This window comes from Enterobacter sp. 342 (assembly GCF_036663495.1).
Taxonomy (GTDB): Bacteria; Pseudomonadota; Gammaproteobacteria; order Enterobacterales; family Enterobacteriaceae; genus Enterobacter.
This window is the reverse complement of record NZ_JAWUEI010000002.1, coordinates 229,340-252,727: the sequence shown is the minus strand read 5'-3', so window position 1 is coordinate 252,727 and position 23,388 is coordinate 229,340. Positions and strand designations below refer to the sequence as shown.

Here is a 23,388-nt window from a genome sequence, read left to right as displayed (position 1 = left end):
GTCACCCGGAAGAGATCAATTATGGAAAAGAAAGGGAAAAAATAGCAGGGAGAGCACATCCCCCCGAAAGGAGGGATGAAGGCGATATTAACGCAATTCGGCGCGGACGCGCTCAAGATCTTCCGGTGTATCAACGCCCGTTCCAGGCACTTCCATGGCAACAGCAACGTGGATTTTTTCACCGTACCAGAGCACACGAAGCTGCTCCAGCATTTCAATATGTTCCAACGGGCTGGGTGCCCAGGTGACATATCGACGAATAAAGCCGGCACGATAGCCGTAGATCCCCAGATGACGCAGGAAAGAATCGCCGATGGTCTCTTTAGAGAGCGCAAATCGATCGCGATCCCACGGAATAGTCGCCCGGGAGAAATAGAGCGCATAACCTTCGGCATCCATCACCACCTTCACCGCATTCGGGTTGAATGCTTCTTCAGCGTGGTGAATGGGTACTGCGAGTGTGGCCATACCGACCTGACGTTGTGCGAGGTTTTCCGCTACCTGACGGATAATAACCGCCGGGATCATCGGCTCGTCGCCCTGAACGTTAACGATCACCGTATCGTCACTAAAACCGCATTTCTCAACCACTTCCGCCAGACGTTCAGTGCCGGACTGGTGATCGGCACGGGTCATGCACACCTCTCCGCCGACTGCCTCCACCGCACGGGCGACATCCGGATGATCGGTAGCAACGATAACGCGCTCAGCACCCGATTCACGTGCACGCTCAAGGACATGCACAATCATCGGCTTGCCGTTGATATCCACCAGTGGTTTACCCGGCAGTCGCGTTGACGCATAACGCGCAGGAATAATGACAACAAAACTCATGGCTTGCTCTCTTCTGCCACCAGGGAGCGGGCTTCGTTTTCCAGTAATACTGGAATGCCGTCACGCAGCGGGAAAGCCAGACTGTCCAGCTTACAAATCAGCTCTTGTTTGTCCTGGCTATAGTAGAGTTTGCCGTTGCACACCGGGCAGGCAATAATTTCAAGTAAACGGTGATCCATAGTTCCTCCGTATGGGTAATCATTAAAGCTTACCACATTCCCTTTTCAGAGAGTGCCTGTTTCCCAGCCACTTCGGCAGGTTGTAAACAGTCCGTCAGGTACCCGCCCCAGTGTCACGTTACTGGCCCCCTGCCAGCGAGCAAAGTCGCTTATTGCGCACACTAACCCTTTTTCCAGGCTCGCCGTCGCTCTGACGCCCTCTTCCAGAAAGAGTGCGATGACTTCAAGCGTGTCGGTTTTACGGTGCATTTTGGCGTCCATGCGCCCGACAAGTTGCCCCTTGTGCAGCAGAGGCAGAACAAAGTAGCCATACTGGCGCTTCGGGGCTGGGGTGTAGCACTCCAGCCGGTAAGTGAAACCGAACAGTTGCTCGGCTCTTTTTCTGTCCCAAACCACCGGATCGAAAGGAGACAGCACCGCGCTATGTGTTGCCTGAAGTTTTCCTTCCTGAGCCTGAGGCAGAAGTGGAAGTAGCTCCGAATGCAGCCACATTTCTCCCAGCGTTTCCACTGTGACGGGAACGACTCGCTGTTCGCGCTGCCATATTTCCAGCAATGGTTTCAGCGCGGGCTGGCGCAGGCGGTAATAATCTGCCAGCCACTGTGGGCGGAAAATACCCAGACTGCGGGCGCTATTTTCCAGCATGAGATCCTCAGCCGCTTCCTGAGTCAATAAGTCACGCTCATCGTCCCAGTGAGGCATTACACGGTGAGTCAGGTCATATACACGCTGAAAATTACGCCGTTCAATTACCATGACCTGGCCTGACGTAAATAGTCCTTCGAGATGACGTTTGTGCGGCTTCCACTCCCACCAGCCACTTGTACCTTTTCGCGGATGCTCAAAATCGGCAGAACGTACTGGTCCGTTTTCCTGAATGTGGCGGATGAGTTGCTCAATCTCAGTTGCATGTTCCAGCATCCACTCCTGCCGGTACTTCCAGCCCATCTTCTCCGGGGCAAGCATCCGGTGACGAACCAGGGCAAAATCACTGCGAGGCAGGAAACAGGCTTCGTGCGCCCAGTACTCCATTAACTCACCCTTGCTGAGCGCCTCATCCAGCCATTGCGAGGGATAATTCCCCAGACGGCTAAACAGCACCAGATAAGGGCTACGGGCCACGATGTTAATGGTGTCGATTTGAAGTAACGACATGCGCTGAACGGTAGAGAGGATATCGGCGGATTGCGCGCGACGACGGGGTTTTTTGAGTAACCCCTGCGCAGCAAGATGCAAATTACGTGCGGCTGAAAGCGAGAGTTGCGGTAAAGACATGCGTTTTCCTGTCAGTCAAAGCGCCACCAGAACCGCGTAAGCCTTCACTTCACCAACGCGATCAGTTCCTTGAGTAATTGTTCCGGCTGCTCGCCGCTGAGTTCAGCGTCAACCGGCAGGTACCACCAGTTTTCTTTTGCAAAGGCACGGCATTTCACCGCATCTTTTTCAGTCATGATCAGCGTCTGTCCTGGCATAGTCAGGGCGCCGACCTGTTCTTCCACCAGCGCCTGATGGTCGGCCAGCGGCACACATTTTTCAAGCTGTGCACCACACCGTTCCAGCGTCGTGAAGAAACGTGGAGGATGGCCAATACCAGCCATCGCCACCAGAGCGGGAAGGTGCGCAACCTCCCTTCGTTCCCCGGTCAACAAATTCACCGCCAGACCAGGATGGAGATGCATAGGGATTTCACCCGTTTTTGCCACACCACCATTCACAATGACCGCATCTACGGATTTCAGACGTGAAGCGCGTTCGCGCATCGGCCCGGCCGGCAGCCACCAGCCATTGCCAAAACGACGAACGCCATCAATAACCACAATCTCTTTGTCACGTGCCAGAGCATAATGCTGCAGGCCATCATCAGTGATGATAATGTTAACTGCGTGTTCTGCAAGCAGTGCCTGCACGGCGTCGCTGCGCACCGGAGACACCGCAACCGGAGCACCGGTCCGCTGGTAAATTAAAACCGGTTCATCACCCGCTTCAGCAGTCGATGTTTCATTCGTCAGCAACAGAGGGTAATGCGTTGCCTTGCCGCCATACCCGCGCGACACTACGCCGGGGCGTATACCGTGTTTTTGCAACTGTTCCACCAGCCAGATAACGACCGGTGTTTTACCGTTGCCACCTGCGGTGAGGTTACCGACAACCACAACCGGAACCGGCGCGCGCCATGCGCGTTTGAGCCCCAGACGATAAAGAAGACGAATGACACCGCTCACCAGGCCATACAGCCAGGAGAGCGGCAGAAGCAGTAGCCACAGCGGTGATTCACCGGACCAGATGCGTGCAATCATGCGCCAAACTGCATCTTATGAAGCTGGGCGTACACACCACGGTGCTCCAGCAAATCAGTATGGCTTCCACGTTCAACAATGATGCCATCTTCAACCACGACGATTTCATCAGCCTGCTCGATAGTTGACAGACGGTGTGCAATCACCAGTGATGTACGGTTCTTTTGCAGTTCATCCAGAGCTGACTGAATCGCGCGTTCCGATTCTGTATCCAGTGCCGAGGTCGCTTCATCAAGGATCAGAATCGGGCTGTCGCGCAGCAGCGCACGCGCAATTGCGATACGTTGACGCTGCCCACCAGAGAGTAGCACCCCGTTCTCACCGATTATGGTATCCAGACCGTTATCCATCTTGTTGATAAAGTCCATTGCGTACGCCATACGCGCGGCGTTTTCAATCTGCTCGCGGCTGTACTCATCAGTGCGTGCATAAGCAATGTTGTTTGCAACAGTATCGTTGAACAGATGTACGTTCTGTGAGACCAGCGCAACCTGGTTACGCAGCGACTGCAGGGTGTACTCTCGCAGGTCGTGGCCATCTAACAGAATCTCACCTTCGTTGATATCGTAGAAACGGGTGATCAGGCTGGCAATGGTCGATTTACCAGAACCGGAACGACCAACCAGCGCAACGGTTTTCCCCGCCGGAATGGTCAGGTTGATATTGCGCAGGGCCGGAGCTTCACGGCCAGGATAGGTGAAGGTCACATTGCGGAACTCAACGTCGCCGTTCGCACGCTCAATGACGCGTTTACCTTCATCTTTCTCCTGCTCGGAATCCAGAATGCTGAAGAGAGTCTGACAAGCAGCCATCCCACGCTGGAACTGGGCATTGACGTTTGTCAGTGATTTCAGCGGACGCATCAGGGCAATCATCGAGGAGAAGACCACGGTGATAGTACCTGCTGTCAGCGTCTCCATCACGCTAGGGAAGCTTGCCGCATACAGAACGAATGCCAGTGCCAGAGAGGCAATCAGCTGAATGACAGGGTCAGAGATTGAAGAGGCCGACACCATTTTCATCCCCTGCAGACGCATTTTGTTGCTGACTTTATCGAAGCGTTTGGTTTCGACTTCCTGACCGCCGAAAATCAACACCTCTTTATGTCCTTTCAGCATCTGTTCTGCACTGGTCGTCACCTGCCCCATGGTGTTCTGCATATTCTTACTGATATTACGGAAACGTTTTGAGACGACGCGAATCGCAACAGAAACCACCGGAGCCAGAACAATAAGAATGAGCGACAGCTGCCAGCTGTAATAGAACATCATCGCGAACAGGCCGATAATCGACGCCCCCTCACGCACAACAGTAATCAGTGCACTTGAGGACGAAGACGCAACCTGTTCTGAGTCGTAGGTAATGCGAGACAGCAGCGTCCCGGTCGACTGTTTATCAAAGAATGAGACCGGCATGCCCATCATGTGACTGAACAGACGGCGACGCATAGTCATAACCACTTTTCCTGATACCCAGGAAATGCAGTAGCTGGAGATATAGCTGGTAATGCCGCGTAAGATCATCAGTCCGATAACCACCAGAGGCATCCATAGCAACACTGAGCGATCCGTTTTACCAAAACCGTCGTCCAGTAACGGTTTAAGAAGCGATAGCATAAAAGTATCGCTGGCTGCGTTGAGGATTAACGCTACACCCGCCACGATCAAGCCTGGTTTAAAGGGTGCAATCATCGGCCAGAGTCGGCGGAAGGTTTGCCACGTGGAGAGATCTTTGTCGTTATGCATTCAAAAAACCAGCATTTGTTGAAATAGCCGCATATTCTACCCGTTATCTACGGGCGCGCCAAACCACTGATGATACCAACGTGGTAAAAATTGCTCTCGCAAGCGCAGGATTTGCCAACGATGTTGCGAAAAGGTCACTGATATTTGTCCAGAATGGGGGGTATCGTGCCAGGTATACCCCTCTTTTCGGTAACGTCGAACCACTTTAGCCGACGGGAATCGCCATGCGTTATAGCGTGCCGCCGAATCCAGTGCAATTTGCCCTTCTACACGTTGAACCAGTGGCAATGAAGAAGACGTATTGCTGCCATGATGGGGTACCTGTATGAGCGTGGACGTCACATTGCGCCAGTAATGGCTAAGCATTGCCTGTTCCGCTTGCGCTTCAATGTCCCCTGTCAGCAGAACACTCTGCTCGCCGTCGTCAATTTTTACCACACAGGAGTGGTTGTTCCCTTGAGCAGGATAATTTTCAGGTGGCCAATGGACGGTGAAAGTTAACTTCTGCCATACCCATCTCTGTCCGCGAAAACAGGGATGATGTCCTGCCTGGCGTAATGGACTTCTTATCCACAAATCAGGCCATGCTTTTTGCAGCGATACCAACCCTCCCGCATGGTCAAGATGCTCATGACTGAGAATTACGCCTTCTGGTCGCAGGTGATGCCAGCGAAGCCACGGGATAATTAACCGCTGAGCACTATCACCACCTGGCCAGGCGAGCCCGGTATCATAGAGAATCGCTTTTCCCTGCCGTTCAATGACCATTGCCAGCCCCTGCCCCACATCCAGCATATGCAGCGTCCAGCTCTCGCTTTTTTCCGTCCGCCAGAGTGGAAATGTGAGTAAGATACTTCCAGTCAGACAAACGGCCGGGACACTGCTCCAGGCACGGAATCGCCAGCCAATAATGATAAGCCAGGGCAGTAATGTGAGGGACTGCCAGCGTTGATCCACATTCTGCCAGCCATCAGGCAAGCGCATCAGCAACCAGAACAATACCGCCAGAGACTTATCGGCTGCAAACCAGATGGTACTTTCCAGGGCCGTCAATGGCAGCAGATGGAGCAACATACCGAGCAGGATCAGTGGGACGGAAACCAATGTCACCAGAGGAACGGCAAAGAGATTCGCAACCAGGGAAGAGATGCTGAAGCCATGGAAAATCAGAACCTGCAAAGGCATCAGCAACAGTAGCATTCCAATCTGAAGATAGAGCAGATTGAGTAGCGGCCGCATCCAGCGAACCCTGCGCCCGTGAGGAAGAGGCAACCACTGAAACCAGAAAATCAATGCGGCAACGGCAAATGCTGACAAGACCAGACTCTGTGAAAGTACAGCTAATGGATCGCTTATCAGGATCGCCGCAACACAACAGAACCAGATCTGCCAGGGAGACCATTGACGAGCGGCGATCCGCAATGCCGCCAGTACAGTAATTGCGGTAACTGTTCGCAATGCCGGAGGTTGTAGACCGGTAATCCAGGCGTAGAAGGCAGCAAAAACCACCCCAGCCAGCAGAGGCATCTGCCAGCGAACCCAGTTGCAGGGTAATAAAAACTGGAACCCACGTGCGAGTAACCAGGCGATGGATGCCGCCATCGCGATATGCAGGCCTGAAATCGCCATCAGATGGAGTGTGCCAGTTTCCCGCATCAGGTCTTTTATTTCCTGGGGTACGTCCAGACGTTCGCCCATCCCCAACCCGAGAATTACAGCCCCCCAGTGATAAGAAGAAAGCCGGTTTTGCAGTGACATCAGGTATTGAGCACGCAGGCTGCAGCGTCCATCAACGAGTTCCGCACGGGTGAAGCGCCCACTCAGTGTTTGATGTTGGGCAAAAGCGTTTCGCTGAAGATCATAGCCCCCGTCGTTTAGTTCACCGTGAACAGGCCTGAGTCTGAGCGTCATGACCCAACGCTGACCGGCACAAACCTTTTGCGGCAGTGCATTGCCATACAATGTTACGCCAGCAGATGTCCACCCTCGTTGACCATCAACGCGGAGAATCTTTCCCTGATGCATTGTTTCACCATCAGTGGCAGTAATCTCTACTTCAGCACGTACCGCATCTGACGTTAAACGTTGCATCGGCCAGATTCTCTCTTGAGCAGCAAGAATTCCCCATACGCAAAATAATAAACCGATCCCGACATATTTCAGTCGTACGTGTCGCTGCCTGGCCAGCCCTATTCCGCCAACAATCATTATCCACACGAAATAGCGTGGTGGCAGTTCAGGTAACCAGAGTAACGGTGTTATCGCCAGAATGGCGCACACGCTAATAGCGGGAATTCCCATTGCTACCTCCCTGTCTCAGGAGAGGCAGTATCCTGGCAGGCAGGGTGAGCCGTCAGTTGAGAAAAATGCGTTTTACAGCAAGCGCTGTAATGATTTTATCGGTTTGCAGAAAACAGAATGGAAAATGCGTGGTGTCTTCAGGAATGAAGCGACAAAGACAAAAAAAGCACCCGCAGGTGCTTTCTTTCGAACCCAGTTTAACCGGCTGGCTAAACTCAGTTGCCGTAAATATTGGCGCGATCGCGCAGTTCTTTACCCGGCTTAAAGTGTGGAACGTACTTGCCTTCCAGCTCGACTTTATCACCAGTTTTCGGGTTACGCCCGGTACGTGGAGCACGATAGTGCAGAGAAAAACTACCGAAACCGCGGATTTCAATGCGCTCGCCCTGGGCAAGAGTGGAGGCCATATGCTCCAGCATCTCTTTTACGGCATCTTCCACTGCCTTGGCAGGGATATGCGGTTGCTGACTGGCAAGTCTTTCAATCAATTCTGACTTGGTCATGATTCCTCCGGTTCCTTTCAAACCAATTAGCTGAATAGCTCATTAAACAAGGGCGGCCGTAGCCGCCCTTTGTTATTGATTACAGGACGAATCCTGCAATCTGTCAAGTTTGCTCCTCATCCTTCGCGCTGTAAATGCGTTACAGCTCAAATGATGCTGAGAACTTGATATTACTCGCCTTTAGCTGCTTTGAAAGCTTCAGCCATTGCGTTGTTAGAGAAGTTTGCATCTTCCTGTTTGTTAACAGTTGCGATTGCATCTTTCTCATCAGCTTCGTCTTTAGCACGAACAGACAGGCTGATTGCACGGTTCTTACGGTCAACACCGGTGAACTTAGCTTCAACGTCGTCGCCTACGTTCAGAACCAGAGTGGCATCTTCAACGCGGTCACGGGAAGCTTCAGAAGCGCGCAGGTAACCTTCAACGCCGTCAGCCAGTTCTACGGTTGCGCCTTTAGCGTCAACTGCAGTCACTTTACCGTTTACGATTGCGCCTTTCTTGTTCAGTGCAACCCAGTTGTTGAACGGATCTTCTGCGAGCTGTTTAACGCCCAGGGAGATACGCTCACGCTCTGCGTCAACCTGCAGAACAACTGCAGCGATTTCGTCGCCTTTTTTGTATTCACGAACTGCTTCTTCGCCTGCAACGTTCCAGGAGATGTCAGACAGGTGAACCAGGCCATCGATGCCGCCGTCCAGGCCGATGAAGATACCGAAGTCAGTGATAGACTTGATTTTACCTTCAACACGGTCACCCTTGTTGTGGGTTTCCGCAAACTGCTGCCATGGGTTGTTTTTGCACTGTTTCAGGCCCAGGGAGATACGACGACGTTCTTCGTCGATATCCAGAACCATCACTTCCACTACATCACCAACGTTAACAACTTTGGATGGGTGGATGTTTTTGTTGGTCCAGTCCATTTCGGAAACGTGCACCAGACCTTCAACGCCTTCTTCGATTTCAACGAAGCAGCCGTAGTCAGTCAGGTTGGTAACACGACCAGTCAGTTTAGTACCTTCTGGGTAACGCTTAGCGATAGCTACCCATGGATCTTCGCCCAGCTGTTTCAGGCCGAGGGATACACGAGTACGCTCGCGGTCGAACTTCAGCACTTTAACAGTGATTTCGTCGCCCACGTTCACGATTTCGCTTGGGTGCTTAACGCGTTTCCACGCCATGTCGGTGATGTGCAGCAGGCCATCAACGCCGCCCAGGTCAACGAACGCGCCGTAGTCAGTGAGGTTCTTAACGATACCTTTGACTTCCATGCCTTCCTGCAGGTTTTCCAGCAGCTGATCGCGTTCTGCACTGTTTTCGGACTCGATAACAGCACGACGGGAAACAACAACGTTGTTACGCTTCTGGTCCAGCTTGATTACTTTGAACTCAAGCTCTTTGCCTTCCAGGTGCAGGGTGTCACGGACTGGACGAACGTCTACCAGAGAACCTGGCAGGAACGCACGAATACCATTCAGCTCAACAGTGAAGCCGCCTTTAACTTTGCCGTTGATAACACCGACCACAGTTTCAGCTTCTTCGTAAGCTTTTTCCAGCGTGATCCATGCTTCGTGACGTTTAGCTTTCTCACGAGAAAGCAGGGTTTCACCGAAGCCGTCTTCTACTGCGTCCAGAGCAACGTCAACTTCGTCACCAACCTGGATTTCCAGCTCGCCCTGGGCGTTTTTGAACTGCTCTGCCGGAATGGCGGACTCAGATTTCAGACCGGCGTCAACCAGTACTACGTCTTTGTCGATAGCAACAACAACACCGCGAACGATGGAACCCGGACGGGTTTCGATTTCTTTTAAGGATTCTTCAAACAGTTGAGCAAAAGATTCAGTCATGTTTAATCTTCAGGTTAATATTAACGTCCACCTGGCTCCGTGCCGGATGGGGTTGTTTCACATACCCGCCGTCAATCCATTGCAGCGGGGGTACTGCTAAATCGGTCGCGATTACGCGAGAGCCAGTTTTTGGCGCGCATATTGTAGCGCTTTTTCAATCACTTGCTCAATAGTTAAACTGGTTGAATCCAGAACTAATGCATCTTCTGCAGGAACAAGTGGGGCGACGGCGCGGTTACGATCGCGGTCATCACGCTCTTTTATCTCGGATAAAAGGCGATCAAAGTTAACACTAAACCCCTTCTCCTGCAACTGAAGCATGCGGCGTTGAGCACGTTCTTCAGAAGAGGCGTCAAGGAAAATTTTCACTGGTGCATCAGGGAATACCACGGTTCCCATATCACGTCCGTCTGCAATCAGACCTGGCGCTTCACGGAAAGCGCGCTGACGACGTAACAGAGCCTCACGAACACGCGGGAAAGCTGCCACCTGAGAGGCGGCGTTAGCGACCTCCTGAGTACGAATTTCGCCGCTCACATCTTCCCCTTCGAGGATCACTTCCAGGTTGCCATCGGTCGAGACAAAACGCACATCCAGATGCGCAGCCAGCGGGACCAGCGCTTCTTCAGACGCAACATCCACATGGTGATGGAGCGCTGCCAGAGCCAGCACGCGATAGATTGCTCCCGAATCTAAAAGATGCCATTGCAATGCTTCTGCCATCGCTTTGCACAGAGTACCTTTCCCTGCGCCACTAGGCCCATCAATGGTGATTACCGGGGCAACTGCCGTCATCTTTTTCTCCTTAAATAAGGCATACCGTTAACATGAACGCCGCGCATTATACGCGCCAACGTGCGCAACTGTTACCTTTGCGTGCAAATTACGGAATGATTGAAGCAGAGTGTAGAAGAAATGAACGGAAATGAACGTCAGGAAGCGTAAGGAAATGCCGCATCAGATGATGCGGCAAAACATCATCAGGCCAGCGTGCTAATGCGCGCCAGTTGCTCAAAGTAGTCAGGGAAGGTTTTCGCCGTACATTTCGGATCAAGAATAGTAACCGGCGTGTCGGACAGCGCCACCAGCGAGAAACACATCGCCATACGGTGATCGTTGTAGGTCCCGATCTCTGCAAACTGCAGTTTGGCGGGTGGTGTGACGCGAATGTAATCTTCGCCCTCTTCCACTTCAGCCCCCACTTTACGCAGTTCGGTTGCCATCGCGAACAGGCGATCGGTCTCTTTCACGCGCCAGTTATAGATGTTACGCAGCGTCGTGGTACCTTTCGCAAACAGGGCTGCCGTTGCAATGGTCATCGCTGCATCCGGGATATGGTTCATATCCATATCAATAGCCTTCAGCTCGCCATGGGTACAGGAGATAAAGTCATCGCCCCAGGTGACAACAGCGCCCATTTTCTCAAGTACATCAGCAAAACGGATATCGCCCTGCACGCTATTTCGACCAATACCGGTCACTTTTACGGTGCCGCCTTTAATTGCTCCAGCGGCCAGGAAATAGGATGCAGATGAAGCATCACCTTCAACAAGGTAGCTACCCGGGGACTGATATTGCTGGGCACCACGCACCACGAAGCATTGATAAGACTGGTTTTCCACCTCAACACCGAAGGTTTTCATCAGGTGCAGAGTGATATCAATATACGGTTTGGAAACCAGGTCACCCTTAATGGTGATAACCGTATCCTTCGGAGCCAGTGGCGCAGTCATCAAGAGTGCCGTCAGGAACTGACTGGAGACGCTACCGTCAACCTCAACGTTACCGCCAGTAAAACCCCCGCGCAAACGCAGTGGTGGGTAGTTTTCCTGCTCCAGGTACTCAATCTGAGCGCCGCCCTGACGAAGCGCATCCACCAGATGACCAATCGGGCGCTCTTTCATGCGCGGCTCGCCGGTCAGCACAATATTGTTGCTGCCCAGACACAGGGCCGCCGCCAGTGGACGCATTGCGGTACCGGCGTTCCCCAGAAACAGCTCCAGCTCTTCACCAGAGCGCAGTGCACCGCCGTTGCCGGTCACTTCGCAACGCGTGCGGTCGTCAGACAACGTGTATTGAACTCCCAACGCTTTCAGCGCATTGAGCATGTGGCGTACGTCATCGCTGTCCAGCAGGTTTGTGAGGACAGTTGTGCCGTTTGCCAGAGCTGCCAGCAGCAGAGCGCGGTTCGAGACACTTTTTGAACCAGGCAGATTAATGGTGCCATCTACCCGCGCGATAGGTTGTAACGTCAGGGATTCCATGAAAACTTAACTCTCAAATCAACATAATAAAAACCCCGCAGCAGGGCTACGGGGGTGATAACAGCGCAATTAACCGTGGCGACGTTCGAAGTCGATCATAAAATCGGTCAGGGCTTTAACGCCTTCCAGCGGCATCGCGTTATAGATGGAGGCACGCATGCCGCCAACGACACGGTGACCTTTGAGCGCATGCAGGCCTGCTGCGAAGGACTCTTCCAGGAAGACTTTATCCAGGTTGCTGTCTGCCAGCTGGAACGGCACGTTCATGCGGGAACGATTGGTTTTCGCGACATCGTTACGGTAGAAATCGCTCTTGTCGATGACGCCATACAGCAGTTCGGCTTTCTGCTGGTTAACCTTGTCCATCTGCGCCACACCGCCGTTTTGCTTCAGCCATTTGAACACCAGACCGGAGAGGTACCACGCAAACGTTGGTGGGGTGTTGAACATAGAATCGTTATCGTTCAGCACGGTGTAATCGAGAATCGACGGACAGGATTTATGCGCTTTACCCAGCAGGTCTTCACGCACAATGACGATTGTCAGACCGGCTGGACCGATATTTTTCTGCGCGCCCGCGTAGATAACACCGTAGCGGCTAACATCAATTGGCGCAGACAAAATGGTGGAGGAGAAGTCGGCGGCAACCACGACATCACTGCCGAAGTTTGGCGTCTCGTCGATGGCGATCCCGTCAATGGTTTCGTTCGGGCAGTAGTGCAGATACGCTGCGTTATCAGAAAGCTGCCACTCGCTCATTGGCTTCACAGCGCGCAGACCATCAACGGTCACTTTGGCGTCGATAACATTTGGCGTGCAGTATTTATGCGCTTCTTTAATGGCACTTGCCGCCCAGTAACCCGCGTCAACATAGTCAGCCGTCGTTTTGTTACCGAGGATATTCAGCGGTACACCTGCAAACTGACCGCGTCCGCCGCCGTGACAGAACAATACTTTGTAGTTCGAGGGAATGTTCAGCAGATCGCGAAAATCCTTTTCTGCCTCTTCCGCCACCTGAATAAACTCTTTACCCCGGTGGCTGATTTCCATCACCGACGTACCGAGACCGTTCCAGTCACAAAGTTCCTGTTGAGCCTGTTTAAGCACGTCTACCGGTAACATTGCCGGACCTGAACTGAAATTAAAGACTTGAGCCATTTCCCCTCACCACGCTAAAAGCCATAAGTTATAACTGTGGATATCGGTTTTATCATTCAGTGACACGCACCGCAATGTCTAAAACTTATGACCCCTGAAATGTGCCCGATGTCACACAAAACAATCTGTCGCCTCGCGAAGACAAAACCGACAAAATGGCTGTCAGATAAGCCGTTTGGCCCTGCTAACCTTCGACCATTCCGGATTTGCACAACGGGGGCATAACTGACGATCACCCGGCTGCATCGCAACCACGTGACTACATCTCACGCAGGCATATTGGCCAGATTCAGGAACCGTTCTGAAACGCTCGATCAGCATATCCGGTAAAATACAGAGACCGGGTTTTACGTCCTCGTCAGAATAGTAATAAACACTGATCTGCCCGTTGGTTTCCATTATTGCCAGACGCACCTGCCCGAGCTGTTCCACGCTATTCAGGCGTAGTTCCATAAAGAACTCGAACTCGGTCATGTTGGCGCTTTTTACATTTTCCCAGGCCAGTTGTCCGTCTTCGACGATAACGACCGGTTTCCCTTCAAGCAGATCTTCCAGTTTTTCGCTTTTCGACATCAGCCACATGACAAGACGGTAAAGTAGCGCCAGTGAGACAAATACGATAAACACCGGCACCATCGGCACATCATCATAGAAGGCAACGTCACCCGCTGCTGACCCGAGCGTCAGGATGATCAACACCTCAAAAAGCGACATCTGCCTGACACCACGACGGCCCGTAATCTTGAGAAACAGAAAGACGAGAATGAAGGTATACAGGCTACGCAACGCCACTTCACCTAAAAACTCAGGAGGGACTTTATCAAACGCCATCCTCTGGAGATCGAAAGCTTTCATTTTTCTATGCCTTACAGTAGGTTACTGGCTATAAGCATAGCTCAGGCATTTATTTTCGCCGGAGATAGCACCTGTCACGCAAAACCCGTATCATTGCGCGCTTTACGTACGATAAAAGTGAACGCCATGACTCAAACATTTATCCCCGGCAAAGACGCCGCTCTGGAAGATTCCATCGCTCGCTTCCAGCAGAAACTGACCGACCTGGGCTTTAACATCGAAGAAGCCTCCTGGCTCAATCCGGTGCCTCATGTCTGGTCCGTGCATATTCGCGATAAAGACTGTGCCCTGTGCTTTACCAACGGTAAAGGCGCGACAAAAAAAGCGGCACTGGCCTCTGCGCTGGGTGAGTATTTTGAGCGTCTGTCCACCAACTATTTCTTCGCTGACTTTTGGCTGGGCGAAACCATCGCCAACGGCCCGTTTGTTCACTATCCAAACGAAAAATGGTTCCCGCTGACTGAAGACGACGAACTGCCTGAAGGGATCCTCGACGCGCGTCTGCGTGCCTTCTACGATCCGGAAAACGAACTGACCGCCAGCATGCTGATCGATCTGCAGTCCGGTAACGACGATCGCGGTATCTGTGCCCTGCCGTTTACCCGTCAGTCTGATGAGCAAACCGTCTATATTCCGATGAACATCGTCGGCAACCTGTATGTGTCCAACGGTATGTCCGCTGGTAACACCCGCAATGAAGCGCGCGTGCAGGGTCTGTCTGAAGTCTTCGAACGTCACATCAAAAACCGCATCATTGCCGAATCCATCAGCCTGCCTGAAATTCCGGCTGACGTGCTGGCGCGCTACCCAGGCGTGGTGGAATCCATCGCTAAGCTGGAAGCGGAAGGTTTCCCAATTTTTGCCTATGACGGCTCACTGGGCGGTAAATACCCGGTTATCTGCGTTGTGTTGTTTAACCCGACCAATGGCACCTGCTTCGCCTCCTTCGGCGCGCACCCTGACTTCGGCGTGGCGCTGGAACGTACCGTCACCGAGCTGCTGCAGGGTCGTAGCCTGAAAGATCTCGATGTCTTCACCCCGCCAACGTTTGACGACGAAGAAGTGGCCGAGCATACCAACCTCGAAACCCATTTCATCGACTCCAGCGGTTTGATCTCCTGGGATATGTTTAAGCAGGATGCAGACTATCCGTTCGTGGACTGGAGCTTTGCCGGTACCACTGAAGAAGAGTTCGCCACACTGATGGCGATCTTCGACGCGGAAGATCAGGAAGTCTATATTGCCGACTACGAACATCTGGGTGTCTACGCGTGCCGTATTCTGGTGCCAGGTATGTCCGACATCTACCCGGCTGAAGATCTGTGGCTGGCGAATAACAGTATGGGCGCGCACCTGCGCGAAACGCTGCTGGCTCTGCCGGGCAGCGAGTGGGAGAAAGAAGATTATCTGAACCTGATTGCCCAACTGGACGACGAAGGCCACGATGATTTTACTCGTGTACGCGAACTCCTTGGTCTGGCGACCGGTAAAGACAACGGCTGGTATACCCTGCGCATCGGTGAGCTGAAAGCGATGCTGGCCCTGGCGGGTGGCGATTTGGATCAGGCCCTGGCCTGGACCGAGTGGACCATGGAATTCAACCAGTCCGTCTTCTCTGCCGAGCGCACCAACTATTACCGCTGCCTGCAAACGCTGTTGTTGCTTGCACAGGAAGATGATCGCGAGCCACTGCAATATCTGAATGCCTTCGTACGGATGTACGGTGCTGAGGCGGTAGAAGCGGCCAGTGCAGCCCTGAGTGGCGAAGAGCCGTTCTATGGTCTGCAGGCTGTTGATAGCGATCTGAAAGCCTTCCCGGCGCACCAGTCGCTGCTGAACGCCTATGAAAAACTGCAGAAAGCAAAAGCCGCTTACTGGTCAAAATAAGCGCACATAACATTAGCAGTAGTAGGCGTATTCAATCGTCTGGGCTATATTACGGGGCAATTTCATTGCCCCGTTTTTTATTTTCTTCGGCAATGATTGTTGATTGTAATAATAAAGTTAAACATGGGTAAATATAATAATATTAACCCGGGCTTTACTGTTACTTTTTATGGTAAATACTCCATATTAATTAACTGTTTTAGAGGTGGCCGAACGAAAAAATTCAACTCTTTTCATAACTTTTAAAATTTATTTTTATACGGATAATCAAATACTTACTCCGCATTTGTCGTAAAACCATACACACTGCGGGCCTATAAGCCAGGCGAGATATGATCTATATCAATTTCTCTTCTATAATGCTTTGTTAGTATCTCGTCGCCGACTTAATAAAGAGAGAGTTAGTGTGAAAGCTGACAACCCTTTTGATCTTTTACTCCCCGCTGCGATGGCCAAAGTTGCCGAAGAAGCGGGTGTCTATAAAGCAACGAAACACCCGATGAAGACGTTCTATCTGGCGATCACGGCTGGTGTGTTCATCTCTATCGCTTTCGTCTTCTACATCACTGCCACCACCGGTACTGCCGGAATGCCTTTCGGCATGGCTAAACTGATTGGCGGTATTTGCTTCTCACTGGGTCTGATTCTTTGCGTTATCTGCGGTGCCGACCTCTTCACCTCAACGGTGCTGATTGTCGTAGCGAAAGCCAGCGGAAGAATTACCTGGGGTCAGCTGGCGCGTAACTGGCTTAATGTCTACGTGGGTAACCTGGTTGGCTGTCTGCTCTTTGTTTTGTTGATGTGGCTTTCTGGCGAGTACATGACCGCCAACGGTGGCTGGGGGCTCAATGTCCTGCAAACTGCCGACCACAAAATGCACCACACATTTATCGAAGCCGTTGCTCTCGGCATCCTCGCTAACCTGATGGTCTGCCTGGCTGTATGGATGAGCTACTCGGGTCGCAGCCTGATGGACAAAGCCTTAATTATGGTTCTGCCCGTTGCGATGTTTGTTGCCAGCGGCTTTGAGCACAGTATCGCGAATATGTTCATGATCCCAATGGGCATTGTCATCCGCGACTTTGCAAGCCCGGAGTTCTGGACCGCAGTTGGTTCATCCCCGGAAAATTTCTCTCACCTGACTATTATGAATTTCATTACTGATAACCTGATCCCTGTCACTATCGGGAACATTATCGGTGGGGGTCTGCTAGTTGGGTTGACATACTGGGTCATTTACCTGCGTGGCGACGATCATCATTGATGGTTTTCTCAGGCAGTAAATAAAAAATCCACTTAAGAAGGTAGGTGTTACATGTCCGAGCTTAATGAAAAGTTAGCCACAGCCTGGGAAGGTTTTGCGAAAGGTGACTGGCAGAATGAAGTAAACGTACGTGACTTCATTCAGAAAAACTATACCCCGTATGAAGGTGACGAATCCTTCCTGGCTGGCGCAACTGACGCGACCACCAAGCTGTGGGACAGCGTAATGGAAGGCGTTAAACTGGAAAACCGCACTCACGCGCCAGTTGATTTTGACACCTCCGTTGCTTCCACCATCACTTCTCACGATGCTGGCTATATCAACAAAGCCCTTGAGAAAATCGTTGGTCTGCAGACTGAAGCACCACTGAAACGCGCAATCATCCCGTTCGGTGGTATCAAAATGGTTGAAGGTTCCTGCAAAGCGTATAACCGCGAGCTGGACCCAATGCTGAAAAAAATCTTCACCGAATACCGCAAAACCCACAACCAGGGCGTATTCGATGTTTACACCAAAGACATTCTGAACTGCCGTAAATCTGGCGTTCTGACTGGTCTGCCAGATGCGTATGGCCGTGGCCGTATCATCGGTGACTACCGTCGCGTTGCGCTGTACGGTATCGACTTCCTGATGAAAGACAAGTACGCACAGTTTGTTTCCCTGCAGTCCGATCTGGAAAACGGCGTTAACCTGGAAGCGACTATCCGTCTGCGTGAAGAGATCGCTGAACAGCACCGTGCGCTGGGTCAGATCAAAGAAATGGCTGCTAAATATGGCTGCGATATCTCTGGTCCTGCTACCAACGCTCAGGAAGCTATCCAGTGGACCTACTTCGGCTACCTGGCCGCGGTTAAGTCTCAGAACGGTGCAGCAATGTCCTTCGGTCGTGTATCCACCTTCCTGGATGCTTACATCGAACGCGACATCAAAGCAGGCAAAATCACCGAGCAAGACGCTCAGGAAATGATTGACCACCTGGTCATGAAACTGCGTATGGTTCGCTTCCTGCGTACCCCAGAATACGATGAGCTGTTCTCCGGTGACCCAATCTGGGCAACTGAATCTATCGGCGGTATGGGCGTTGATGGCCGTACTCTGGTAACCAAAAACAGCTTCCGCTTCCTGAACACCCTGTACACCATGGGTCCTTCTCCGGAGCCGAACATCACTGTTCTGTGGTCTGAAAAACTGCCTCTGAACTTCAAGAAATTCGCCGCTAAAGTGTCTATCGACACCTCTTCTCTGCAGTACGAGAACGATGACCTGATGCGTCCGGACTTCAACAACGACGATTACGCTATCGCTTGCTGCGTAAGCCCAATGGTTGTTGGTAAACAAATGCAGTTCTTCGGTGCGCGTGCAAACCTGGCGAAAACCATGCTGTACGCAATCAACGGCGGCGTTGATGAAAAACTGAAAATGCAGGTTGGTCCTAAGTCTGAGCCAATCAAAGGCGACGTTCTGAACTTCGACGAAGTGATGGACCGCATGGATCACTTCATGGACTGGCTGGCTAAACAGTACGTCACTGCACTGAACGTTATCCACTACATGCACGACAAGTACAGCTACGAAGCCTCTCTGATGGCACTGCACGACCGTGACGTTATCCGCACTATGGCGTGTGGTATCGCTGGTCTGTCCGTTGCGGCTGACTCCCTGTCTGCAATCAAATATGCGAAAGTTAAACCAATTCGTGACGAAGACGGCCTGGCTGTAGACTTCGAAATCGAAGGCGAATACCCGCAGTTTGGTAACAACGATTCCCGCGTTGATGACATGGCGGTTGACCTGGTAGAACGTTTCATGAAGAAAATTCAGAAACTGACTACTTACCGTAACGCTATCCCGACTCAGTCTGTTCTGACCATCACCTCTAACGTTGTGTATGGTAAGAAAACTGGTAACACCCCAGACGGTCGTCGTGCTGGCGCGCCATTCGGCCCAGGTGCTAACCCAATGCACGGTCGTGACCAGAAAGGTGCTGTTGCCTCTCTGACTTCCGTTGCTAAACTGCCGTTTGCTTACGCTAAAGATGGTATCTCTTACACCTTCTCTATCGTTCCAAATGCACTGGGTAAAGACGACGAAGTGCGTAAAACTAACCTCGCGGGTCTGATGGATGGTTACTTCCACCATGAAGCGTCCATCGAAGGTGGTCAGCACCTGAACGTGAACGTGATGAACCGTGAAATGCTGCTCGACGCGATGGAACACCCTGAGAAATATCCTCAGCTGACTATCCGCGTATCCGGCTACGCAGTACGTTTTAACTCCCTGACTAAAGAACAGCAGCAGGACGTTATCACCCGTACTTTCACTCAGTCCATGTAAGTGGAATTGACTGAAATCACGCGTTAAAAAGCGTACAATAAAGGCTCCACGCAAGTGGGGCCTTTTTAGCACTCTCTCCTCCTCAGTCTCTTTTGTCCGCTATCTATACTTAATGGATAACAGCCAAAACAGACTTAACACAGCCGGTTTTGAGCTGTGCATACACAGGCCCCGGACGGGCCGATGCTGGAGATATCACCGCAATGTCAATTATTGGTCGCATTCACTCCTTTGAATCCTGTGGCACTGTCGATGGCCCAGGTATCCGCTTTATCACCTTTTTCCAGGGCTGCCTGATGCGCTGTCTGTACTGCCATAACCGTGATACCTGGGATACACACGGCGGCAAAGAAGTGACCGTTGAAGATTTAATGAAAGAGGTGGTGACCTACCGTCACTTTATGAACGCGTCTGGCGGTGGTGTAACCGCATCCGGCGGTGAAGCCATTCTTCAGGCTGAGTTTGTACGCGACTGGTTCCGTGCCTGCCACAAAGAAGGCATTCACACCTGCCTGGACACCAACGGTTTTGTACGCCGCTACGATCCCGTTATTGACGAACTGCTTGAAGTGACCGATCTGGTGATGCTCGACCTCAAACAGATGAACGATGAGATCCACCAGAACCTGGTGGGTGTCTCTAACCACCGCACGCTGGAATTTGCCAAATACATTGCCGATAAAGGCATCAAAACCTGGATCCGCTACGTCGTTGTTCCTGGCTGGTCAGATGATGACGACTCCGCGCACCGTCTGGGGGAATTTACCCGCGACATGGGCAACGTCGAGAAAATCGAACTTCTGCCCTATCACGAACTGGGTAAACATAAATGGGTGGCGATGGGCGAAGAGTACAAACTTGATGGCGTGAAGCCGCCGAAGAAAGAAACGATGGAACGCGTCAAAGGTATTCTTGAACAGTACGGCCACAAGGTAATGTATTAAAGAAATGGCCCGGTGAAAACCGGGCCATTTTATATTCTATTTAAAGACGCCGTTAATAACGGAAGTCACAATCGCAGTACTCAGCGCAATTAAGACCAAATCATCACCTACTACCCGCCACTCATAGCCTGGATAGGAAGGAAGTTGACCCAGCATAGAGGCTGGCACGGTTTTCTTCGCAATACCCGGAGGCAACGGTTTACCGCGCGCCAGGTTTTTCGCGATACCCGGAGGCAGAGAGTCATAGCCCGTTAAGCCATAATTCAGTGCCAGATGACGGGCATGATCGAAACTCACACGAGCGTCGACATCGTTACCGACATCTTTACTGCTTTTAAAGCTCTTATCCGATTTTCCAGGGTTATCCTGATCGCTATTTTGCTTATTGCCATGGTTACCGGAGTTACCAGAATTCCCGTTACCATGATTGCCGCCATTACCTTGTCCGCCACCGTTTCCGTGACCACCGCCATTCCCGTTTCCAGGATTAGCCATGACCGGAGCCGTTGCAAACGTTAAAGACAACACTACGGCAAGTGCGGTAGTGGAAAAACGACGTGTAGACATGATTGCTGCCTTATAGTAGTAGGACTCACATCAATTATCGCCAGATGCAATAAACAAACAATAAGTAAAACTCTTAGTTGTGATGGGGACAAAAAAGCCTGTCATCGACAGGCTTTTAATAAATCAGGCATGCGCCACGGGGGTTGGGTGTTCGCCCGCTTTGCGTAGCAACATTAAAAGATAAATAAACGACACGCTGGCGATCATGATAAACAGTAAATTATCGGAATAATTCTGCATCAGCATTGCGGTAAACGTCGGCCCTAATAAACTGCCGATGGTATAGCTCAGTAATAGCGCCTGGTTCATTGCCACTAGCTGATGATGTTCCACTTTCTCACAGGCCCAGGCCATCGCGACCGGATAGAGCGTAAAGCCGGCAGCCCCGAGAATAAACAGCGCAGGCGCCATCGCAGCGTTGCTGAGCATGGCAAGACATCCCAGGATCACCACGAAAACCTGAACGCGCAGCACAAGCAGACGACCGAAACGGTCTGCCAGTCGGCCAATTGGCCATTGCCCGACGATCCCCGCACTCACCATGACCGCCATCCAGAAACCGATCCCAGAATCGCTGACACCCTGATGATTAAGATAAAGCGGCATCAGGCCATAGAGCGAGCCCAGTACAATCCCCGAGATAATACAGCCGTTAACACCCAGACGTGCGTGTCGGAGTCTCAGCATCGGCCAGACGTGGGTTGCATCCTGGTGTTCACTGTTCTGGTTCACAATGCGCGTAAAGAGCAGCGGCAGTATCGCGGCCAGTACCATCCCCGTTACCCACGGCAGAACACTCATCAGGTCAGTTGGCAGTTTGCTGACCATCAGTTGTCCCAGGACGGTCCCCACATAGTAAACCATCATATAGGCTGCCAGCAGGCGTCCGCGGTTACGCGACGTACCGCTGCACATCAGCGCACTTTCAACCACCACCCAAATCATCGCGCAGCCTACACCCGCAATAAAGCGCCATGCCATCCAGCTCCAGAAGCCGACCATCAGCCCTAAACCGGCACATCCGGCCGCGAAAATTAGCGAAGCGAGATAATAGCTACGATTAAAACCAAAGCGCTTAATCAGGCTCCCGGTAACTAGCGTACCCAACAGGTTCCCGGTAAAAAAGGACGAGCTGACCATCCCCACCTGCCAGGTTGGTAAGTTTTCGTGGGCGAGCCACAGCGGGACGAGTGTATTCAACACTGCGATCGCCAGGGTCAGCAGAAGCAGGCCACAGAGCAACAGAAGCACTGGCCGGGTATAGGTGGTCATGGGTTAAAAACCGTGAGGAAGTTCAGATTTCGTGCGCATCATGCCACTGGCAAAAACAAAGTCAATCCACTGATTTAGCCGTCACGCACAATATGTTCCCTGTCGATTTAAAAAACTTATCCTGCTAATGCAACGCCTGCTATAGATATTAATTATGTATCTGTTTTTATTTATTAATGAATGAAATTAAAACAAAACGACAGTCGAAAAATTTCATGATCGAAAAAAGAAAAAGCCGGGCACTCTGGCCCGGCTTGATATAACTAAATGCAACGTTAACTGGCAATAGCCATACCCACGGTCATATGCAATCCGTAGAACACACCACGGCCAATCAGTTCACCTGCCAGTACCAGCACAAAAGCCAGAGACAGCAGCGGCAGCGCGGGCTGATAACCTTTGAGCTGAGGCGCGATCCAGAATACCAACGCCGCGACCAGCAGAACGATGCGCCAGGCCATCAGAGAACCGTAGTCCGGCACCAGGGCAGAAGCCTGCTGGATAGAGCTATGAATGGTTGCCAGTTCGGCACCCTGCATCAGGGCGACCATCGCACTCACCACCAGCGCCAGCAATGAAACAGCTGGCAGCAAACGCATTGCCCATCCATCAACACCCGCCACGCGCAGCAGCAGATAGCCCAGCAGCGGACCTCCGATAAACATCGTCAGGAAGAAGCTCATCGGCGTCCAGACGCTGTACCAGGTTGGAACGGTATCAATGGTGTTGTACACACGCACCATCATCCACACAAACACCACGCCCAGCACCATGGTCACGATCAGCCACAGGCTGCGCAGACCGGCAGGCAATTTTTTCAGCGCAGCCAGCAGCCAACCCAGCCCACCAACGGCGAAGAAAATGGCCCCGCTGGCAATCTCATTACTGAGCGATGAGGCGCCTACGCGGTTCAGGGAATTAAACGCGCGCATCGGTGAACCCAGATGCAATGTTGAGGCGATAAAGCCAATTCCCATCAGCACCCACAGACCAAACATACTCAACACTAAACGCTGCTGCTGCTCAGTGTTCAGATTGCCTTTTAACAGCGCCAGGGCGAGCACAATAAATCCACCTGCGACACATTGCCCAAAGACCGTGAAGATCATCAGCGGCCATTCATGCCATCCACTTCCCATC

The 23,388-nt window shown here is 51.9% G+C and carries 19 protein-coding genes; 4 read left to right on the top strand and 15 right to left on the bottom strand.

The features are described 5' to 3' along the window. Positions 1 to 87 precede the first annotated feature (87 nt). The 12 genes from kdsB to V6E55_RS03140 form a co-directional block, all read right to left on the bottom strand. On the bottom strand, positions 88 to 834 hold the full coding sequence (gene kdsB, locus V6E55_RS03195; RefSeq protein WP_316942157.1) for a 3-deoxy-manno-octulosonate cytidylyltransferase: 747 nt from the start codon (positions 832 to 834) through the stop codon (positions 88 to 90). Next, complete coding sequence (gene ycaR / locus V6E55_RS03190) at positions 831 to 1,013, bottom strand: protein YcaR (RefSeq protein WP_006174474.1); 183 nt, start codon at positions 1,011 to 1,013, stop codon at positions 831 to 833. The genes kdsB and ycaR overlap by 4 nt, the downstream gene beginning before the upstream one ends. 45 nt (positions 1,014 to 1,058) lie before the next feature. Beyond that, positions 1,059 to 2,288, bottom strand: a complete 1,230-nt coding sequence (locus V6E55_RS03185; protein ID WP_316942156.1) for a winged helix-turn-helix domain-containing protein — start codon at positions 2,286 to 2,288, stop codon at positions 1,059 to 1,061. Between the two features lie 44 nt (positions 2,289 to 2,332). Beyond that, positions 2,333 to 3,310 carry a tetraacyldisaccharide 4'-kinase gene (gene lpxK / locus V6E55_RS03180; RefSeq protein WP_316942155.1) on the bottom strand — a complete coding sequence of 326 codons (978 nt, stop codon included), beginning with the start codon at positions 3,308 to 3,310 and terminating at the stop codon, positions 2,333 to 2,335. Continuing rightward, positions 3,307 to 5,055, bottom strand: a complete 1,749-nt coding sequence (msbA, locus tag V6E55_RS03175) for a lipid A ABC transporter ATP-binding protein/permease MsbA (RefSeq protein WP_236920385.1) — start codon at positions 5,053 to 5,055, stop codon at positions 3,307 to 3,309. Before msbA ends, lpxK begins: the two co-directional genes overlap by 4 nt. Before the next feature lie 36 nt (positions 5,056 to 5,091). Further along, positions 5,092 to 7,356, bottom strand: coding sequence for a ComEC family protein (locus V6E55_RS03170; protein ID WP_316942154.1), 2,265 nt, complete (start codon positions 7,354 to 7,356; stop codon positions 5,092 to 5,094). Positions 7,357 to 7,571: 215 nt separating this feature from the next. Next, positions 7,572 to 7,859, bottom strand: a complete 288-nt coding sequence (gene ihfB, locus V6E55_RS03165) for an integration host factor subunit beta (protein WP_008499965.1) — start codon at positions 7,857 to 7,859, stop codon at positions 7,572 to 7,574. Between the two features lie 170 nt (positions 7,860 to 8,029). Further along, positions 8,030 to 9,703: a 30S ribosomal protein S1 gene (rpsA, locus tag V6E55_RS03160; RefSeq protein WP_008499966.1), complete on the bottom strand. Its 1,674-nt coding sequence runs from the start codon at positions 9,701 to 9,703 to the stop codon at positions 8,030 to 8,032. Positions 9,704 to 9,814: 111 nt separating this feature from the next. Then, a complete protein-coding gene (gene cmk / locus V6E55_RS03155; RefSeq protein ID WP_013097305.1) occupies positions 9,815 to 10,498 on the bottom strand; it encodes a (d)CMP kinase in 684 nt (227 codons plus the stop codon). Positions 10,499 to 10,683: 185 nt separating this feature from the next. Next, complete coding sequence (gene aroA / locus V6E55_RS03150; protein ID WP_129996304.1) at positions 10,684 to 11,967, bottom strand: 3-phosphoshikimate 1-carboxyvinyltransferase; 1,284 nt, start codon at positions 11,965 to 11,967, stop codon at positions 10,684 to 10,686. A gap of 69 nt (positions 11,968 to 12,036) precedes the next feature. After that, positions 12,037 to 13,125: a 3-phosphoserine/phosphohydroxythreonine transaminase gene (gene serC, locus V6E55_RS03145; RefSeq protein ID WP_316942153.1), complete on the bottom strand. Its 1,089-nt coding sequence runs from the start codon at positions 13,123 to 13,125 to the stop codon at positions 12,037 to 12,039. A gap of 162 nt (positions 13,126 to 13,287) precedes the next feature. Next, positions 13,288 to 13,980, bottom strand: coding sequence for a DUF421 domain-containing protein (locus V6E55_RS03140; protein ID WP_114978547.1), 693 nt, complete (start codon positions 13,978 to 13,980; stop codon positions 13,288 to 13,290). Between the two features lie 126 nt (positions 13,981 to 14,106). On the opposite strand from V6E55_RS03140, the gene ycaO reads away from it, so the two are divergent. The 4 genes from ycaO (at position 14,107) to pflA (ending at position 20,409) form a co-directional block, all read left to right on the top strand. After that, positions 14,107 to 15,867 (top strand): 30S ribosomal protein S12 methylthiotransferase accessory factor YcaO, encoded by a 1,761-nt coding sequence (gene ycaO / locus V6E55_RS03135; RefSeq protein ID WP_165383600.1) that lies wholly within the window; start codon positions 14,107 to 14,109, stop codon positions 15,865 to 15,867. A gap of 406 nt (positions 15,868 to 16,273) precedes the next feature. Continuing rightward, a complete protein-coding gene (focA, locus tag V6E55_RS03130) occupies positions 16,274 to 17,131 on the top strand; it encodes a formate transporter FocA (RefSeq protein WP_129996308.1) in 858 nt (285 codons plus the stop codon). A 51-nt stretch (positions 17,132 to 17,182) separates the two neighbouring features. After that, positions 17,183 to 19,465 carry a formate C-acetyltransferase gene (gene pflB / locus V6E55_RS03125; RefSeq protein WP_024907798.1) on the top strand — a complete coding sequence of 761 codons (2,283 nt, stop codon included), beginning with the start codon at positions 17,183 to 17,185 and terminating at the stop codon, positions 19,463 to 19,465. Between the two features lie 203 nt (positions 19,466 to 19,668). Then, positions 19,669 to 20,409 carry a pyruvate formate lyase 1-activating protein gene (pflA, locus tag V6E55_RS03120; RefSeq protein ID WP_023310991.1) on the top strand — a complete coding sequence of 247 codons (741 nt, stop codon included), beginning with the start codon at positions 19,669 to 19,671 and terminating at the stop codon, positions 20,407 to 20,409. 36 nt (positions 20,410 to 20,445) lie between these two features. Here the strand turns inward: pflA and V6E55_RS03115 are convergent, their stop codons facing one another. From V6E55_RS03115 to V6E55_RS03105, 3 genes are all read right to left on the bottom strand, one after another. Next, the gene (locus V6E55_RS03115; protein WP_129996309.1) at positions 20,446 to 20,976 is read right to left on the bottom strand and encodes an anti-virulence regulator CigR family protein; all 531 of its coding nucleotides are present in this window, start codon (positions 20,974 to 20,976) and stop codon (positions 20,446 to 20,448) included. 123 nt (positions 20,977 to 21,099) lie between these two features. After that, positions 21,100 to 22,248, bottom strand: coding sequence for an MFS transporter (locus V6E55_RS03110; RefSeq protein ID WP_316942152.1), 1,149 nt, complete (start codon positions 22,246 to 22,248; stop codon positions 21,100 to 21,102). A 275-nt stretch (positions 22,249 to 22,523) separates the two neighbouring features. After that, on the bottom strand, positions 22,524 to 23,387 hold the full coding sequence (locus V6E55_RS03105) for a dimethyl sulfoxide reductase anchor subunit family protein (RefSeq protein WP_316942151.1): 864 nt from the start codon (positions 23,385 to 23,387) through the stop codon (positions 22,524 to 22,526). Between the last annotated feature and the right edge of the window lies 1 nt (position 23,388).

Excerpts from the sequence above, each read along its gene's own strand:
- V6E55_RS03105 (WP_316942151.1), bottom strand. The coding sequence starts at position 23,387 with ATGGGAAGTGGATGGCATGAATGGCCGCTGATGATCTTCACGGTCTTT.
- ihfB (WP_008499965.1), bottom strand. The coding sequence starts at position 7,859 with ATGACCAAGTCAGAATTGATTGAAAGACTTGCCAGTCAGCAACCGCAT.
- ycaO (WP_165383600.1), top strand. The coding sequence starts at position 14,107 with ATGACTCAAACATTTATCCCCGGCAAAGACGCCGCTCTGGAAGATTCC.
- rpsA (WP_008499966.1), bottom strand. The coding sequence starts at position 9,703 with ATGACTGAATCTTTTGCTCAACTGTTTGAAGAATCCTTAAAAGAAATC.
- V6E55_RS03170 (WP_316942154.1), bottom strand. The coding sequence starts at position 7,356 with ATGGGAATTCCCGCTATTAGCGTGTGCGCCATTCTGGCGATAACACCG.
- serC (WP_316942153.1), bottom strand. The coding sequence starts at position 13,125 with ATGGCTCAAGTCTTTAATTTCAGTTCAGGTCCGGCAATGTTACCGGTA.
- pflA (WP_023310991.1), top strand. The coding sequence starts at position 19,669 with ATGTCAATTATTGGTCGCATTCACTCCTTTGAATCCTGTGGCACTGTC.
- aroA (WP_129996304.1), bottom strand. The coding sequence starts at position 11,967 with ATGGAATCCCTGACGTTACAACCTATCGCGCGGGTAGATGGCACCATT.
- ycaR (WP_006174474.1), bottom strand. The coding sequence starts at position 1,013 with ATGGATCACCGTTTACTTGAAATTATTGCCTGCCCGGTGTGCAACGGC.
- msbA (WP_236920385.1), bottom strand. The coding sequence starts at position 5,055 with ATGCATAACGACAAAGATCTCTCCACGTGGCAAACCTTCCGCCGACTC.
- V6E55_RS03110 (WP_316942152.1), bottom strand. The coding sequence starts at position 22,248 with ATGACCACCTATACCCGGCCAGTGCTTCTGTTGCTCTGTGGCCTGCTT.
- V6E55_RS03115 (WP_129996309.1), bottom strand. The coding sequence starts at position 20,976 with ATGTCTACACGTCGTTTTTCCACTACCGCACTTGCCGTAGTGTTGTCT.
- V6E55_RS03140 (WP_114978547.1), bottom strand. The coding sequence starts at position 13,980 with ATGAAAGCTTTCGATCTCCAGAGGATGGCGTTTGATAAAGTCCCTCCT.
- lpxK (WP_316942155.1), bottom strand. The coding sequence starts at position 3,310 with ATGATTGCACGCATCTGGTCCGGTGAATCACCGCTGTGGCTACTGCTT.
- pflB (WP_024907798.1), top strand. The coding sequence starts at position 17,183 with ATGTCCGAGCTTAATGAAAAGTTAGCCACAGCCTGGGAAGGTTTTGCG.
- kdsB (WP_316942157.1), bottom strand. The coding sequence starts at position 834 with ATGAGTTTTGTTGTCATTATTCCTGCGCGTTATGCGTCAACGCGACTG.
- V6E55_RS03185 (WP_316942156.1), bottom strand. The coding sequence starts at position 2,288 with ATGTCTTTACCGCAACTCTCGCTTTCAGCCGCACGTAATTTGCATCTT.
- cmk (WP_013097305.1), bottom strand. The coding sequence starts at position 10,498 with ATGACGGCAGTTGCCCCGGTAATCACCATTGATGGGCCTAGTGGCGCA.